The sequence below is a fragment of the Paenibacillus sp. BAC0078 genome, from assembly GCF_054483875.1.
Window position 1 is genome coordinate 52,175 of sequence record NZ_JBTLRW010000020.1, and the last position, 17,008, is coordinate 69,182.

The 17,008-nt window shown below is 43.1% G+C and carries 15 protein-coding genes and 1 other RNA gene; 9 read left to right on the forward strand and 7 right to left on the reverse strand.

Annotation, left to right across the window (positions count from 1 at the left end):
• Positions 1-60: 60 nt before the first annotated feature.
• Entirely contained in the window at positions 61-876 is an 816-nt protein-coding gene (locus tag ACX1DY_RS26185; RefSeq protein WP_458967116.1) for an Rpn family recombination-promoting nuclease/putative transposase, read from the forward strand.
• 221 nt (positions 877-1,097) lie between these two features.
• Positions 1,098-1,367 (forward strand): DUF6809 family protein, encoded by a 270-nt coding sequence (locus tag ACX1DY_RS26190; RefSeq protein ID WP_458967117.1) that lies wholly within the window; start codon positions 1,098-1,100, stop codon positions 1,365-1,367.
• A 280-nt stretch (positions 1,368-1,647) separates the two neighbouring features.
• Here the strand turns inward: ACX1DY_RS26190 and ACX1DY_RS26195 are convergent, their stop codons facing one another.
• Entirely contained in the window at positions 1,648-4,092 is a 2,445-nt protein-coding gene (locus ACX1DY_RS26195) for a TOTE conflict system archaeo-eukaryotic primase domain-containing protein (RefSeq protein WP_458967118.1), read from the reverse strand.
• Positions 4,093-4,184: 92 nt separating this feature from the next.
• Here ACX1DY_RS26195 and ACX1DY_RS26200 point away from each other — a divergent pair, with 92 nt between their 5' ends.
• From ACX1DY_RS26200 to ACX1DY_RS26215, 4 genes are all read left to right on the forward strand, one after another.
• Complete coding sequence (locus ACX1DY_RS26200; RefSeq protein ID WP_458967119.1) at positions 4,185-4,727, forward strand: DUF6155 family protein; 543 nt, start codon at positions 4,185-4,187, stop codon at positions 4,725-4,727.
• A 261-nt stretch (positions 4,728-4,988) separates the two neighbouring features.
• Positions 4,989-5,351 (forward strand): hypothetical protein, encoded by a 363-nt coding sequence (locus ACX1DY_RS26205; RefSeq protein WP_458967120.1) that lies wholly within the window; start codon positions 4,989-4,991, stop codon positions 5,349-5,351.
• A gap of 490 nt (positions 5,352-5,841) precedes the next feature.
• On the forward strand, positions 5,842-6,135 hold the full coding sequence (locus ACX1DY_RS26210; RefSeq protein ID WP_458967121.1) for an AbrB/MazE/SpoVT family DNA-binding domain-containing protein: 294 nt from the start codon (positions 5,842-5,844) through the stop codon (positions 6,133-6,135).
• A 1-nt stretch (position 6,136) separates the two neighbouring features.
• Complete coding sequence (locus ACX1DY_RS26215) at positions 6,137-6,529, forward strand: type II toxin-antitoxin system death-on-curing family toxin (protein WP_458967122.1); 393 nt, start codon at positions 6,137-6,139, stop codon at positions 6,527-6,529.
• A 119-nt stretch (positions 6,530-6,648) separates the two neighbouring features.
• Here ACX1DY_RS26215 and ACX1DY_RS26220 read toward each other — a convergent pair whose 3' ends face one another.
• Complete coding sequence (locus tag ACX1DY_RS26220) at positions 6,649-9,030, reverse strand: GH36-type glycosyl hydrolase domain-containing protein (protein WP_458967123.1); 2,382 nt, start codon at positions 9,028-9,030, stop codon at positions 6,649-6,651.
• A 666-nt stretch (positions 9,031-9,696) separates the two neighbouring features.
• Positions 9,697-10,002 carry a hypothetical protein gene (locus ACX1DY_RS26225; RefSeq protein ID WP_458967124.1) on the reverse strand — a complete coding sequence of 102 codons (306 nt, stop codon included), beginning with the start codon at positions 10,000-10,002 and terminating at the stop codon, positions 9,697-9,699.
• Between the two features lie 761 nt (positions 10,003-10,763).
• Here ACX1DY_RS26225 and ACX1DY_RS26230 point away from each other — a divergent pair.
• Positions 10,764-11,603, forward strand: coding sequence for an Rpn family recombination-promoting nuclease/putative transposase (locus ACX1DY_RS26230; protein ID WP_458967125.1), 840 nt, complete (start codon positions 10,764-10,766; stop codon positions 11,601-11,603).
• Positions 11,558-11,932: a transfer-messenger RNA gene (gene ssrA / locus ACX1DY_RS26235) on the forward strand. The genes ACX1DY_RS26230 and ssrA overlap by 46 nt, the downstream gene beginning before the upstream one ends.
• A gap of 237 nt (positions 11,933-12,169) precedes the next feature.
• On the opposite strand, the gene ACX1DY_RS26240 is transcribed toward ssrA, so the two are convergent.
• The 4 genes from ACX1DY_RS26240 to ACX1DY_RS26255 form a co-directional block, all read right to left on the reverse strand.
• Entirely contained in the window at positions 12,170-12,835 is a 666-nt protein-coding gene (locus tag ACX1DY_RS26240; RefSeq protein WP_458967126.1) for an MBL fold metallo-hydrolase, read from the reverse strand.
• 60 nt (positions 12,836-12,895) lie between these two features.
• Complete coding sequence (locus ACX1DY_RS26245) at positions 12,896-14,731, reverse strand: alpha/beta fold hydrolase (RefSeq protein WP_458967127.1); 1,836 nt, start codon at positions 14,729-14,731, stop codon at positions 12,896-12,898.
• 61 nt (positions 14,732-14,792) lie between these two features.
• Positions 14,793-15,359 (reverse strand): TetR/AcrR family transcriptional regulator, encoded by a 567-nt coding sequence (locus ACX1DY_RS26250; protein WP_458967128.1) that lies wholly within the window; start codon positions 15,357-15,359, stop codon positions 14,793-14,795.
• A 231-nt stretch (positions 15,360-15,590) separates the two neighbouring features.
• Positions 15,591-15,986: a VOC family protein gene (locus ACX1DY_RS26255; RefSeq protein ID WP_458967129.1), complete on the reverse strand. Its 396-nt coding sequence runs from the start codon at positions 15,984-15,986 to the stop codon at positions 15,591-15,593.
• A 353-nt stretch (positions 15,987-16,339) separates the two neighbouring features.
• Between ACX1DY_RS26255 and ACX1DY_RS26260 the strand changes: the two genes are divergently transcribed.
• Entirely contained in the window at positions 16,340-16,987 is a 648-nt protein-coding gene (locus ACX1DY_RS26260) for a FusB/FusC family EF-G-binding protein (protein WP_458967130.1), read from the forward strand.
• Positions 16,988-17,008: the final 21 nt, after the last annotated feature.

Consider the following 17,008-nt stretch of genomic DNA (forward strand, 5'->3'; position numbering starts at 1 on the left):
CTTTGCAAGGTTCAGAACCCTTGAAAAATGATATAATAATAACGAATGGAGCTGATGCCAATGGATTTGCTGGACCCGCGTGTGGATTTTGTATTCAAACGAATATTTGGCAGCGAGAACAACAAGGATGTGCTGTTGGCATTTCTTAACCGCATTTTTACGGAAGCGGGCGAGCCGCCGCTGACTGAGATTATTCTGATGAATCCTTATACGGATAAAGATGATCCACTCGACAAACAATCCATTTTTGATGTTTATGCCAAGACATCTGAAGGCAAGCTGATTGATATAGAGATGCAGCTTTTCAATAAGTATGATATCGAGAAACGAACGCTGTTTTATTGGTCCAAACGGTATGCGAGTCAACTCAGCGAAGGGGATAAGTATCCGGAGTTGAAGAAATGCGTGACGATTAACATTTTGAACTATGCGTTCTTGAAGAATGATCAATATCATAACGTATTTCATCTGCGGGAAGACCGGACAGGGATATCCTTGATTGATGACATTGAGGTCCATTTCTTGGAGTTGCCGAAGCTGGATGAGTACAGCGTCCCGTCTGAAGGCGGACTGATCAATTGGCTGTTGTTTCTGAAAGGTGCCGATACATCACACTGGGAGGTGCTGAAGATGAATGAGCCGGGTTTGGAGAAGGCAATGGATACCTTGCAATATTTGAGTCAGGATTCAGAAGCCAGACGGTTGTATGAGGCTAGACAGAAGTATTTGCATGATGAGGCTTCTATGCTGGGAAGTGCGGAAATGGCAGGTATAAAAAAAGTGGCTAAGAATATGCTTGAATTGAATCTGGACATAACGACCATTGTAAAAGCTACTGGATTAACAGAGCAGGAGATCAACAATCTGAGAAAATAATAGAGTTGAGCATCTGTAACTACACTCGTGGAAACTTATGTGCCGTTATCTTCGGACAGGGGTTCGACTCCCCTCGGCTCCATATGGAGAATTAAAGACACCTTATAAGGTGTCTTTTTTAAGTCAACCATTACGCCTAAGCGTACCACATATATTTTGCAAATATGCTACGCTGGCTTATATCATTTATAATTATGTAGCTTATAAAGGAGGCCCCCCCCATGCCAAGCATTCTTGAATCCCTCTACCACGGGAACTTGTTCCCTAACGAGGACATTATCTCCAAAGACCCTAATTACCGCCCGATCAGCAGGCAAATCACTGAGTCCCTAGAAACTTGGAAGCAGAAACTGTCCGTTGGGGAGTTTGAGGAAATGGAGTCATTATTGGAGCTGTATTCTCAGGCTCAGGGAATGGAGATGACGGCTGCGTTTGTATATGGGTTCAAGGCCGGGGCGGCGATGATGATTGAAATTCTAGTCGATGATTAGCATTAGCGGAATCCTCGATCTTTAGGAGTTCCGAAATAACATAAGTGTATAAGCATTCTCCATTAAGACACCAATCAAGGTGTCTTTTTCGCCTATCCATCCGACCAACTCCACTCCCAATGCAACTGCTGGATGCTATTGTGGGGTCAAGCTGATGCTTGACCCCTATTGTGACTCTACAAGTCCATGCCTTAGTTTCTTAAATCTCTTTCCCAGCAATATTTAAAACCCTTTTAGGGAAAGGGGTTCAACACATCCATAGCAATTTACATACGCTTTACTACAACTCCGCCCCCTTATACCCCATCTTCCGATAACCCTTCACTCTTTTCTTGTACATCGCCATCAACATAGGGACCTGAAGGTCGATATAATCATATATTTTCACTTCTTCTTTATTTGCATGGCTTCGATGCAATCTACCCGCGTATTGCTGCAAAGTGCCTGACCAGGAGATGGGATGAACAAGGAACAAGGTGTCCAGTCTGGCATCATCAAAGCCTTCTCCAATCAGTTTACCGGTCGCGATAACTACTCTTTCTTGATCATCAGGGATCGATGATATTTGTGCGCGGATAGCCTCTCTCTGTTTTTTCCCCATTCTGCCACTAAGCACAATTACGTTTTTGGCAAAAGACTGCAATCTCTCTGCAAAATACTCAGCATGAGCGGTCCGTTCAACCAGCAGCAGCGGAGAGCGGCCTTCATCCAGGCAGGTAAGCAAATCGTCAAAAATAAGTGTGTTGCGTTCCTCGTTGTCTACAAGCTGCTGGTAGATGTCCTGGATACCTGAAGCTGCTTGACCTGACTTGATCTGAAATGTTGTATACCTCGGAACAACTCTTAATGAAAATCCTCTGGAGCTGTTTAAGGTTTTAGCGTCTATCTTCATAAGCACTGGTCCAAGCTGAAATCGTACAATTGCTTCTTGTCCGTCCTGTCGTTTGGGCGTGGCAGTTAAGCCAAATACATACTTAGCTTTGACTTCACGAAGAACCTGTTCAAAACTGTAGGCTGATACGTGATGGCATTCATCCACAATGACTTGGCCGTATTCACTTACAAATGGTTTAACATTCCCTTTATAGTTGAGGCTCTGGATGACAGCAATATCAATGATACCGGTTCTTTTGTTTTTTCCGCCGCCGATCATACCGATCGAATGTTTAGGAACCTCAAGAAAAGTTTGCAAGCGTTCCTGCCATTGTTCCATAAGCTCCCGGCGATGCACCAGAATAAGGGTGTTTGTCTTTCTTGAAGCGATGATGCTGGCGGCTACAACAGTTTTACCGAATGCGGTTGCCGCCGAGAGAACGCCTATATCCCGGTTCAGAACTGCTCCGGCTGCTGTATCCTGAAGAGTGGTCAGTGTACCGGTGAATTCTGCCTCAATTGAAGCTCCGGACGAACGCTGGTCGTCAAGGGATACTTTCACACGATTATGCTCGAAAAAGGATAATAATTCCTGCAGGCATCCCCTTGGAAGAACTACGAAACTTTCCAGATCTTCTGCGCATGAGATAACCCGGGGTTTTCCGTAAGTGGAGAGCCGCATAGCTTGTGCTTTATAAAAATCGGGATTGGAGAACGACGCCAATTTAATCAGAGCATAAACTGCACTTGAAGGAAGTTCAGACTTAGGAATATAAAGACGACTTAAATGTAGGATCTGTATTTCAGCAGGTAAAGGTTCCATCAATAATGGCTCCTCCTGAATGTATTTCTCCTGTGACTCTGCTAATCCGACCTCCTCATCGCCAGATGCTGCTATCAGTGCATCATTATTGAACAGTCTATGTTCCCCGTGCTTGTATATGAATTGCTGTACCTCGTCTTTAGTCATCTTGCCAAGCCCTGATAATATACTCCATTGGTCAGAATAGGGCTCGAAGTGTTCATCAATAAAGAGGCTGTTTCCCTGTTTACGTGGCCCGCCTTGAAGCGGTAGAGCAATGAGGTTGCCGAATCCGCCTTTGGGTAGCGTGTCCTGATTGGGAAACAGACGGTCATAGGATTCCATGCCGATCTGATATCTCTTGTTCATGGTCAAACTCAGCAAAGTCATTCCAAATCTTCTGGCTGTAGCCGCCTCGATATTTTGACTGAAGCAAATCCAGATGTGCCCGCCATTGCCGGAGCGTGAGCGCTCTAACAGTGCGGGTATTTCATGGCTTTTGCATAGCTGCATTACGGCAGCAACGTCCTGCTTCCAATCATGTTTGTCAAAATCCATTGCCAGAAACCAGCAGGTTTCATCTGGCAGCATCGGGTATATGCCAATGGTCCTGTCTTGCCGAGCATCCAAATGTGCTGAGAGCACTTCATTTGTGAGAGGCATGAAGCTCTGATGTTTGCAAACCGAGCATTTCACTTTGGGTTTCTCGCAGACGGAAGTCCACTCATTGTCGCAAGCGGGTGAGTATCCGGATTTGCCTTGCTTATTGCTCCAACGTATCGGGTATACATCTTCTCTGCCGCGAAAATAACTTTTATACAGGGCGAGCTTGTCCTCTACAGTTGAGTACTGATGAATATTGGGCCCTCCAATGGCTGTCTCTTTGCTGACTCTTACCAACGGGCTGGAATAAGACGTAATCTGATCATTCGTACTTGTTATATTCTCGTCATCAAAAAGTCCCAGAAGACTTCTCAATCGGGTGATTTCCTGCTTGAGTTCTTCAATATGCGCCAGAGCCTCGTTATATTTGTCCTCCATATTGTCCATTGATTGGTCCTCGCGTTTTATTTTATATTATACCTTGTAAGCTACAGAGTAATAATGTTGGGAATTATAACCCAAATAAGGAGTTTAATATAATGCTGAAACTAAGAAACTCAACCATTAAAAACCATTTGGTCAATCTTACGAAGGAAGAACTTGAGGCTGAAATCTTGAATTTGGCCAAGAAATACCCGATCATTCAAGAACATTATTTTTCAGTGTTATTTCCTGATCAAGGTGAGGTCTTAGGCAAGTACAAGAAAATTATTGAGAAGGAATTTGGCCACCACAGGGGAGAGATTTTGCGATACCCGATTATGAAGAAAGCTATAAAGGACTTTAGTAATGTTTCAAACAACAAGGAGCAAATTGCAGAAATAATGGTTTTTACAGTGGAATGTGGAGTGGACTTCACGCTTTCATATGGAGACATTGATCAAAAATTCTACCATACTATAGCGAGCATATATGAACAAGCTTTAAAGCATATTGTAGACAATCAATTAGAAGAGAAATTTGTAGACCGATGCAACGAGTTGATGCAGAGCAGTCAGGATATTGGCTGGGGCTTTGGATTTGATATGATGGATTTGTATAATGACTATTTAGGACATATGGATGAAGAAGACCTTGAGTAGCGTATACGGACGAATTATTTAACCGTAAGGATTGTACTAATGCTTCCCCAAAGGGAAGAATTGCAACGGTTAGACGGCAAGCGGATACGTGAAGATGCTACTGGGCAAAAATTCGAGATTATTTATGATCCAGCCGGAAATCGCACTGAGCTCATATTGTAAACATGGTATTATCTAACAAATGAATATATTTTTTCTACGGAAGAACCGTGCCTAACTTTTTATTAAGCATGGTTTTTTTTGTTGTGGAGGGGGAGAATATTGAAACATTCAATGGAAAGTATCTCGGAACAAATAAGGAATAGGGTTGATGCAAAGTATCCAGTATTATTGGCTAATTTAGCAGAAGAGTTGGCATATGACTTCATGTTTGCACCTAAATATAAGATCACTCACAGCTACGATCCTCCATGGGATTGTTCGGGCATGCTGATTCGGACAAATGAATCATTTTCAATTGATGATTATTATAGTGTTGAAGACTTTTTTGATGAGTGTACAGGTCAATCTACAGCTAGCTATACAAGCGGTATCGGTTTTTTACATAATAGTTTTGAGGAAAAGTACGAAGATATGATCAGAGAATTTGTTTTGAATGTTATATTGAGGTTCTTTCTGAAATAGATGACGACCTGCTTTTTCAGCAGTTGCCATAAAAAAATATAACCAACAACTGGCAAGGCGGATGGAAGAAGAGGCAAAAATAAGTTTTGAACAGAAAGGTGCACAAAATCTTTGGAATAAACTCCAGAAACTATTCAGATTGCAAAAAGGATATCCACTCCCCAAAATTGAAATGAAGGATTATACAATGTTTCTGGAATTTTTGGATCATAACCGAATATCGAGCGAAGAAAGGATCATCTTAGCTAAATATATGGGAGATAAATTTTCCAACAAAGTATGCATGTGTTTAATGAATTGGGAAGGGGCCCAACTCTAGTGTGCGGAAGAAGAGAATCAGACTGGTTTACCGATTAGCGGATGGGTTGGCTTTTTGGTCTTGTACTACCTTTAAGTTTGTAGAGAAAGTTGATAAAATATACATACGTTATAATTGTTATTACGTTATAACTTTTTGTGTAAAGATCATACTATAGGAGGAAGAGATCAAATGAATGGTGTGGTCAAAGTGACGAATGATAAATCGAATGTGAACCGTTATTTCCGTAAAATAGGACGAATGGGCAATAGCTTGGGAGTAAGCTTGCCTAAAAACTTGGCTGCTAAGCTGAATGTTTCGCAAGGGGATGAAATCGAATTTGTTGAGAATGATCGCGGTGAAGTGGTGATAAAAAAAGCCCGGCAAGTCCAACTTCCCGATCATGTAAGACCAGAAGTACTTGAAGTGTTCTTTGATGTATTTGAAGAAGATTCGGGTATTCTTGAGGACTTAAGGGATCGATGATATGATCAACTTTCTTACCAAAGAAGAGGTAGTTTCAGCACACTACTTCATGATGAAAAGAATGAACGACGCAGATCAAGCGGGTGTTAAAGATCACGGCCTGCTGGAATCTGCGGTACATAGGCCACAGCAAAGTGTTTTTGGAGAGGATGCTTATCCAACTTTATTTGACAAGGCCTCAGCACTACTAGAATCTTTGGTAGAGAACCATTGCTTTCATAATGGCAATAAGCGCACAGCCTTTCTGGTTACAAAGTCATTCTTAATGTTGAGCGGGTACCATCTACGAATGGAACGTGAATATGCAGTGGAATTTATAGTGGATATTGCAAAAGGTTTGCATTCGTTAGAGATGATAGCTCATATTTTGAAAAAACATTCTGAGGAAAGATAACATGTAGGTCTCTGAGGGTGACATCCGAACTGTAACTACACTCGTAGAAAAGAGCACCCTAGGAACAGGAGGGGTGCTCTTTTCTGTGGTGGTTTATCAAGAAGATTGAATTAATATACTTACCCCATTATAACCCGCACATCATTCTCTTCTCCCATTATGCCAACGGGGATCAGATTGCCTTGAATTTCTTCGCCGTTAATGATGATATGGGAGACTCCTTTTTCTACGCCGTGCTTATTGTCCACCTGGATATTCAGCTTTTTGCCGCGGAATTCGCGCACCATGGAGAACTCCTTCCAGTCAGAAGGAACGCACGGGTTGATACGAAGTCCATCAATTTGCGGCTGAACACCCATGATGCCTTCCACTAAGGAGACCATCACTGTTGAGGCGGTGCCGGTGAGCCAGTGGACATGCGCACGGCCTTGATACGGGCTGTCCTTGGACTCGACGAACTGGCCATGGACATAAGGCTCAAGCTTACGGATTTCTGCCTTATCGTTCATGCTGGCCGGGCTGCAATTCAGGAAGTATTCGAACGCGCGGTTACCGTTGCCTATTGTGGCCTCCGCCAGGATGAGCCATCCCTGCGGCTGGCTGAAGATGCCGGCGTTCTCTTTGGTAGAGGCATTGAACAAGGCCATTAGTGCTACAGGTAAACCATACTTCCGGAACGGTGGATAAAATAACATGGTGCCGTAATCCGTCCGCAGATTCTCGTGTACTTTGTCCATAGCGAGCTTCGCCTGATCCGGGCGGGCGGCACCGCTTAGTACGGACCAGCTTTGCGGATTCAGCCAGATTTTTGCCTCATCGTTCTCCCAGGAGCCGATAGTATGGTTATCCTCTGTAAAGCCGCGGACAAATTGATCATTCTCCCAAGCATACTTCTGAATGTTTCCGTCCAACTCATCAAGAAGACCTTGCGCCCACTCTGCATCGCCAGGCTTGTTCTTGTTCTGTGCGATTTCAATGAATACTTTAAAGGCCATGTATAGCTGGAAGGCGACGAATAGCGACTCTCCCTTAGCTCCAAGACGCAGACAATCGTTCCAGTCAGCATGAAGACCTACAGGCATACCGTGGGCACCCATATGGTCCAGGCTGAATTGAAGGGCTTGGCGCAGATGCTCGTAAACCGTGGCTTCGCCTTGATCTGAATAGGGAATCACTTCATCCGTGAAGTCCCAGTTACCGCTTTCATTCAAATACTTGATGACGGTCGGGAATAGCCATAAGGCATCGTCGGCACGATAATGAGGATGACCGGTCTCACGCACGTATTCCGGATCGTCGGGCGTGCCCTCATGTCCAGGGTTATGGTTGAATTTTACGAGCGGCAGACCGCCGCCGTTGGAGACCTGGGCTGAGATCATCAGCCGCAGACGCTCGAGTGCCATCTCATGATCAAGATGAATGATGCCCTGAATATCCTGCACGGTATCCCGGTAGCCTAGTCCATTGCGCAGGCCGCAGTATTGGAAGGAAGCGGCACGGGACCAGATGAAGGTGATGAAGCATTGGTATGCGTTCCAGGTGTTGATCATGTTGTTGAGATTGTCGCTTGGCGTCTGGACTTGAAAACGGTTAAGCTTGCTGTGCCAGAATGTCTTCAGCTCTTCGAGCTCCTTGTCCACAACGGACAAATCTTTATAATGGCTAAGAATTTCGGACGCGCCTTTCTCGTCATACTGTCCGAGGAGATATACAATTTCCTTCTCTTCTCCCGGCTGCAAATCTACGTTGATCTGCAGAGCACCGCAAGAATTAGTGTTATAGTTCAGCGAATTGGTACATTGGCCCTTTTCCACGGAGGACGGGTTGCCGTAACTGCGGTAATCGCCGAGAAATGTATCCCGGTCGCCATCGTAGGCGGTTACTTCCGCACCTGCAGCTCCGAAGAATCTCCAGCTTTGTCCCTCAGGTGTGTTTTCGTTGATCACTTGCAGTATCTTATTATTGTTATAATAGGTCCGTGAAATGAACAAAGTGTATTGAAGGTTAACGGTATCCTGTTCGTAATTGTTATCGTTGGTGAATTCGACAAATCCGAAGAGTGCCAGCTTCCGGGCCTTGGAGCCATCATTGCGGACCTTCAGGCGCCATACCTCATAGGTTTTGTTCAGCGGTACATAATACAAGGTTTCCGTCCGAATACTGTCATAATCCGCAACGATATTCGTGTATCCGGTTCCATGATGGCATACGGATTTGTATTGATCCAAGTCCTTGCCTACCGGCTGCCAGGAGCCTGACCAATAATCCCCGTTCTCCAAGTCCCGCACATAAATATAGCGCCCCGGCTCATCTTTGGAATTGAAATGATAGCGGATATGCCGTCCGTTCGCGCCGGACTTTACAAAGCTGTACCCTCCTGCGTTGCCCGAGATGATGGCGCCGTACTCCGGCGAGCCGAGGTAGTTGGCCCAAGGGGCAGGCGTGTTCGGCTTCGTAATGAGATACTCCTTGTTCTTCTCGTCAAAGTAGCCGTATTGCATGACCATTCCTCCTAGAAAGTGGATGAGGGCAGGACAATAGACGCGCGTTCACAAAAAGATGAAGTATCCCACCCCAATTTAATAATAATATAGTTTTTACTAATCTGGAACCTAATATTTGTAAAGGGTGGATATTGAGCTTGTGATGATATATTGGTGAACACGTGTTAAAAATACGATATAGCTAAAACACGGATCATGAGAGGATGCCGCTTATGCTGGATAAGATCAGCTTGGCTGGAAGTTGGAAGCTTGACAAAGCCTTCAACCCGCTTTTCTTTTTTTAGAAAACAACAGCCCAGCACCGGTAAGGCGCTGGGCTGCTATTTTTTTCTAAAAACATGTAAATGACACGATGCTTCTTAAATCGACTCCAGTAAACACCCACATTCGGCCGGTCCATCTAAAACCTGCAACGGATGTACGCCCTACAAAGGTTGGGAAGAACCAGAATGCGTTCCCATTTCTCAGCCACACATATGTGTTGCGGAATAAACAACCGGCAATAGCTCCAGGGTCGATGGCGAACGTTGTAGCAGCGGGTTGCGGTGGTGTGAATTGTGGAGGAGGGGAGGATGGTGACTGCTGTATTCCTTGTGGTCCTTGAGGCGGTGTAAATGCCATAAGATTTCACTCCTTAATTAGAGAATTAGGCTCGGGTCAGGCCTATATTAATGAAATGGCGAGTAAATTGAACAGCACCAGGGGTAGAACTACATCATTCTGGAAACCAGGAAAAAAGCCTCGACTAGTCACATTGCTTGATAGTCTTAAGTATACAATTCCCCTTTCGCATTGGATAAGTATCCCTTCAAAAACATCGCCATCTGCTGTCTCCACCCGAACAAGTGTATTAACATGGCTTTTACATATATTTGTTACATGGTCTTGAATGGAATTTAAGTTATGCCTAGTAGTCGGATCCATTCGAAACAGTGTTTGTTCTTGTTGCCCCTGCATTTGCAAGCTCATCGTCGTGACCTCCATTTTAGATTCATTCATTTTCTCCATCATATGCAGAAGCCTATAGGGGAGTGACGATTTGTGCAATTGAACGCTTACACAGTAATTCTTTAACCGGAGGTGTCCAAGATGCGATGGGATGAAGTTCAGGAGCGTTTTCCAAGGCTTATTCTAAGGAAGGCCATCGTTTTATTGAAGAGATGTCCGTGATCGATTCTTACGAGGATTCTACCAAGCGTTGAAGCGGTACAGTGAACTGCACAAGGAAGATCCACATCGCGAGTATTGTTTTTTGACACTTCCCGTCCTGAGGTTGTGGCACGAGAACGTTATGTGGGTATCAGAGGACCAAGATGAACATAACAGAAATTTATGGACTTCCCTTCGTAAGCATGAGGGTTGTGTTCAGAGGGAGAGTATTACAGCCAAATAACAGCAACCCCCGCCGAATTGTGGCTCTGCATGTCCACCTCTCGGCTCCATATGGAGTATCAGTGAAGACACTATTATGGGTGTCTTTTTTCATTTCAGCGGTTGTTTTAGACTATACGTGGTGGTTAAAAAGCTTGCCACTAGGCGGTATCTGAGACTTGCGATACAGTGAGTTTCACTGAGGCTATACAGAGACAGGCGGTTTTTGCCTACTCTGCACATCTGTACCTAAAATATTTCAAACGACAACCTGATTCAATCTGAGCGGTTTTACGCATCTTTGCAAGGTTCAGAAGCTTTGAAAAATGATATAATAATAATGAATGGAGCTGATGCCGATGGATTTACTGGACCCACGGGTAGATTTTGTATTCAAACGGATATTTGGCAGCGAGAACAATAAGGATGTGCTGCTGGCGTTTCTTAACCGCATTTTCACGGAAGCTGGCGAGCCGCCGTTGACCGAGATTATCCTGATGAACCCTTATACGGACAAAGACGATCCGCTCGATAAACAATCCATTTTTGATGTTTACGCCAAGACCTCTGAAGGCAAACTGATTGATATAGAGATGCAACTATTTAATAAGTACGACATAGAGAAGAGAACGCTTTTTTATTGGAGCAAACGATATGCAAGTCAACTCAGCGAGGGAGACAAATATCCCGAGTTGAAGAAATGCGTGACGATTAACATTTTAAACTATAGGTTCTTAAAGAATGAGCAATATCATAACGTATTCCATCTGCGGGAAGACCGGACAGGGATACCTTTGATTGACGATATTGAAGTGCATTTCTTGGAATTGCCGAAACTGGATGATCGAAGTGTTCCGTCTGAGGGCGGGCTGATTAATTGGCTATTGTTCTTAAAGGGTGCCGATACATCACAATGGGAGGTGCTGAAGATGAATGAGCCGGGTTTGGAAAAGGCGATGGATACTTTGCAATATTTGAGTCAGGATTCGGATGCCAGACGATTGTATGAGGCCAGACAGAAATATTTGCATGATGAAGCATCTATGGTTGAAGGGGCGAAGTCTGCGGGTATTGCTGAAGGCGTAAACAAAGGGAAGAGAGAAGTAGCTCGCAATTTACTGGCAATGGGAATGGATTATGTAGCTGTAGCTAAGGCGACAGGGCTTAGTGAAAGTGAAATAAAGTCGTTAAATCCTTAACATGTGGTGCTGTTGACCATACAAGATTCATCAACACTAAAGCCTATTAAACGGCAAACAACAAAACAACTACGCTTTCGCAGCTTAATAACCTGTGTGCGTGCTTCTATCCTGCATCGCCCATGTGACAGGGATAGGGGCTAACTAACAAGTAGTGGGATACGCTGTCTGGTCTTCGCCTGGGGTCAACAGAAGAAGATAATCAGGCTGACCCAACGTATAGCCGGTTACGGGGCGATACTCGGGTGACATCAAAACTGTGACTGCACTCGTAGAAACTTATGTGCCGTTATCTTCGGACAGGGGTTCGACTCCCCTCGCCGCCACCATGTAAATCCACAACCGCGAGAGGTTGTGGATCTTGCTTTTCTTCCGTCTTAATCTTTAGTATTACATCTACATGATCCTTACCCTTATACATATCGCTGACCTTCTCACCTCACGGCGTATATGCTCAAAAAGGAAAGGAGATTCAAAAAGAAACGACCTCGCCGTCTTCAGGAACCCAAACGGAACCCTCCAGGTGTTGTTCCTTCAGAAACTTGGTAAGCTGGTTTCGGCTCAATTTACAGTGGTTGATGGTACTCAGATGTACGGCCAGAAGCTTGGTCCTCCGGTGACAATCGGGCTATGCGAGCGATATCTTCACGTGCCATGGTGATAACGGTTCCCCATATCATCTCCGCCTCCCCTGTATTCAAAATAGCAATATCCGGACTGTACTTACGAAAGGCCGCTTCAATAGCAGGCGTATAAATACAGTCACCAACGATATAAATAGAACCTTCTTCCATTGTATTCAAGATAAAACCGGAAACCGGCCCGAGTAACCTGCCAGAAAGCCCCGGAGCATGCTGCCCCGCAATTCTTTTCATCTGAATACCTTCCCACTCAAAAGAATTATTGACCGGTATTACTCTCAAGAACCCAGCAGATTGCACGGAAGCTTGGTCTCTGGGCTGACAAAATACAGGTGTATTTTTATTGAGAACGGAAATGGCCTTTTTATCCCAATGATCAAAGTGGCGATGTGTTAACAGAATGGCATCCACATCCTCAAAAACGTGGAGTGGAACAGGCAATGGGGTTAATGGGTTTCTACGATAATTTCGAGTTAAAGGCACAGGCGAAAGTTCGCCGACATCACTCAACATCGGATCAATCAGTATACGTTTACCGTGTATGGTTAGAATTGATGTAGCATGCCGAATATGTTGAACTGAAATGAGCATACTAGACAACTCCTCTAATTTAAATGCCGACCGGTCCATTTTGAAAATATCATATTAATTTCATAGTATATAGGAAGCCGTTTCCCTTGGATGGTTAAGAGGAAAATGATGACCATATGGAACAACATCAACCTTACCAAGATGTAATGGAGCAGAATAGCGTCTATCTTGATCTCCCCAAATAATATGAAGATTATACCTTGGTACTTTGGTGAAATCACCCGGAAAGTCTTTCGATAGAAAACGGTTGAGCTGAAGAGTTGTATTTAAAATTCTAGGCGAAGTAAAGCTGCTGAGTACTTTTGCAATATAATGTTTCGGAATGCTCTCCGTATTTTCAAACAGACCATTACCAATTAAATAACGTTCTAATGAATTAGCAGTTGCTAACTTCAATGCCCATTTGTTCATAAATTGAGGAGCATTAAACGATTTAGAATTTTTTTTCGCAACAGGTGGCTGAAGTAAAGTAATAGTATTCTTCGTATCTATATACTCTCGCACTAACGCTTCCAGCAGAATGACCGCTCCGAAGGAATGACCAATCCAATGTGCGCCATTAGTAGCTTTTCCTAATAACCCATTCACTACATTCAAATAGAGATCCAGAAGATTTTTCTCTCGTTTAAAAGGGGAACGTCCTAAACCTGGAAGGTCTGGAATCCATACAGGTTGCCCAGTTTTTTCATGAAGCTCTAGTCCTAAAGGAAATAAATCCTCTCCATCACTCAACAAACCGTGTAATAAAATAAATGGCTTACCCTCTCCTTGTATTTGATAAATCACAGTGTTTCCGATTAATGTTCGTTCAAATGCATGATTATGCCGGTCATTTTGATACATCAAGCGATAATCCAAATCCGCTACTACGGCCGGGAAAAAATTCATAACACTCGTCTTGGTAAACCAATCTTCTCCCATGATTTTTTTCGATGAATCATTTGGAAACTTTCTATTTGTAATAAAGTTCAGTCCATCAGATGGAATTTGTGTTATTTTACTTATCCCACTTTTCATAAGTGCCTTCACGAAGCGAATGGGCACAGAGATTTTAGGTGCTGCCATATTCATACTTTCTGACATAACTTCTAATAATTCAGATATATCCGGATCAAGCTGGTTGTCTTGAACAAGTGTATATGTTTGAATAGACGATTGCTCCAGCTTAAAAACCTGAACAATAAACTTCGCTAGCTCATCGTTTGAAATAAGCGGTAATTTATACCCCTTGCCTCCAGGAATAAATGGCATCAGCCCTCTTCGCATACTCGCCACAAGCAAGCCTAAGCCTGCTGTTTGCTCCGTACTCCCTGTTTTACTGCTGCCGACTACAGTTGGTGGATTAATCACAGAAAGCGGATAGCCTATTGCGGATGCCTGCTGGCGAATATAAAGATCTGCTAAAAATTTTGTTTTTTCATAAGGATTTTTTATTTTTAAATAGTCGTGCCCTTCTTTAAACACATCAATCGCAACCTTGCTATTATTATCATCAAAGGGGGACATATATCCTACTACATGAATAAATTGCTGCAAGCCCTTCAATTGATGGATACTTTTAGCGAATTCACTGATATGCTTGGCGCCGTTTAAAAATACAGATGTTGCCTCTTGCTTTGTCGCTTGAATATCCATTTGTCCACCTGCGTGAATAATAACATCCGTGTTCGATACCCTATCCTTATCTTCATCACTTAAACCTAAATCTGTTTTTGTCAAATCACCTTCAATAAAGTGCAGGGCCGCTTCGTTTAAAATACCTTTTTCTTGAAAAGCACGTGTTGCTTTACTTTTTGACCTCACTAAAAGAAAAATCATAACATCCTCTTTAAGAAGCTCCTCCACTAATTGCCTCCCAATAAAACCTGTTCCACCTGTTAAAAATATTGTCCTCATATCATTCGCTCTCCTTTTTAGTACTTCGTAGTACTAATTTAGTGTAAAAAAAATGCTTCTCTTATCGAAGCAAGTTGAAAAATTGGTTGGCTGTTTTCATGATAACAGTTGCATCCTTCAATGTTTCTGAAAGAAACAGCGCTCCTTCAAGATTCGTTATAAAAAGTGCCGCTACCTCGTCAATATGAATCGTATTTCTAAACTCGCCTTTTTCTACTCCTTGTTTTAGTAATAGAGAGACTTTCATTTGTAATCCTGTAAAAAAGAGACCTATTTTTTCTTTTATGTGCGTAGCTTGTGCAGGACTTTGAATATAAAGAGTAATAAATGGACAGCTGCCCTTATACTCTCTTGACTGAACTCCCTGCGATAACTGCTTTAAAAACATCTGGACACGATCTTCAACTGATAATTGGTTCTGAGAAAGTATTTGATCAATTGCACGCTGATACGTTTCAATCCAATAATCAACGACCCCTGCTAACAATTCCTCCTTATCAGAGAAGTGATAATACACATTAGATTTTGATACTTTGCTTACACGCACTAATTCATCCATGCTTGTATAAGCAAATCCTTTTTCTAAAAATAATGTTGCCGCTACTTCAATCACACGTTTTTGATTCATTAATTTTACCTTTGTCATGACTAGAACTATACAGTACTAATTCGAACTTTGCAAGTAAGAAGATAAATTCGATCATTTACGATCCACTCTTGATTATTACTCGGGTGACATCAAAACTGTAAATACAGGATTTGAAGCCGTGACCTCTCGGAAGGACTGTTTCAAATATTAATCAATACACCACAAAGCCCAGCTCGTGAGCTGGGCTTTGGTCTATGCGATTACATCACTCTATTTGGCGTGCTCATCCGGTTGATGAATGCCGAAAATATTTCCTTCTGTGTCCATGTAATAGCCCTGCCATGCCATTCCAGGCAGCGCATACTTTGGCATTGCAAGCTTGCCCCCAAGTTCGAGTATTTTGGTTTCAGTAGAATCGTAGTCGCCCACTCCCATAGTACAAGCATAACCATTCACAGCCTGTCCGGGCTCCGGAGAAGCACCTTGACGTTGCATCAAAGCTCCATTGATACCGAGTTCATTTGCATCCCCTGTAGTAGCTCCGAAATAAGGCATTCCTGCATATTCGCTCCAATCCTCAAAGGTCCATCCAAATACTTCACCATAAAACTTCTTAGCACGTTCCATGTCATCCACATGAATTTCGAAATGAACTAATCGGCCCATAATATCCTCCTATGTGTTTTGACTTCATGCATTTCTCTATTATTATACTTTCCTTATTTGCAGAATATATAAAATTTTAATTCAAAAATTTTTATAGATGGGCTTTTTAATTTTTGGGGTGTTTGCCCGCCTGCATGATTTTCTGATATACTGTTTGGAAATATGGGGGTGATGCAGATGGCAATTCGCAATTGTTCATTAGCTAGGGGGTCCTCATGCAAAGCCTAACCTGGGGCGATACTTTGCGTGAGGTGCGATAGGATGGATATGTGATCGCCCGAACTGAATTTATCGTTTCTAATAATGGGCTTTGCACCTTATGATCTTTTATGATAAATAAGGAGCTGAAAAGCATGAGTACACCATTTATTAGAAACCATCAGTATAACTTTATTAAGAAGCAAACGAAATTCGTTCTGCATACACTGCGGACCGTTGCGGATCGTAGAGTCTTGGAGACCGTCAGATATCGTGCTGCACGGAACATTATTGAAGCCTTCCCTTCTCTTACAGAGAATCAGCAGCAGATGCTGGAGCAAGTATCGGTCTTCGAGAAGGCAGATGAATTCGAAAAATATATTAGCGAATTGGAGCCATATCTGGATTCCTTTCCGCCCATTACAATCAAGCAGATTCAGAAACTCTTCCCTAAGAATAAGAAGTTGAAAATACCTGATCTATCATCCATCGACTTTAGATCTATAACATATCTGAGCTGGGTAGATATCACCACGAACAGATTATTCATTGTATATCCATTCGAAGGACGGTTCATCGGTATCGAAGGAAGACTGACGCCGACACACAAGAAGGGGTATTGCTTATTCTGCAACCGCCAGCAAGAACTGGCATACTTCGTGGTCAAGAGCAAGCCTGCACACTCTTCGCCGGGTGATTATCATTCTACCGGTCAATACGTATGTATGCAGAGCCATGACTGCAATCAGAGCATTACCGATACAGCATCGCTGGAGAAATTCCTTCTCTCGGTTCAAAAATAACGTTAGATCTAGCAAAGGCTG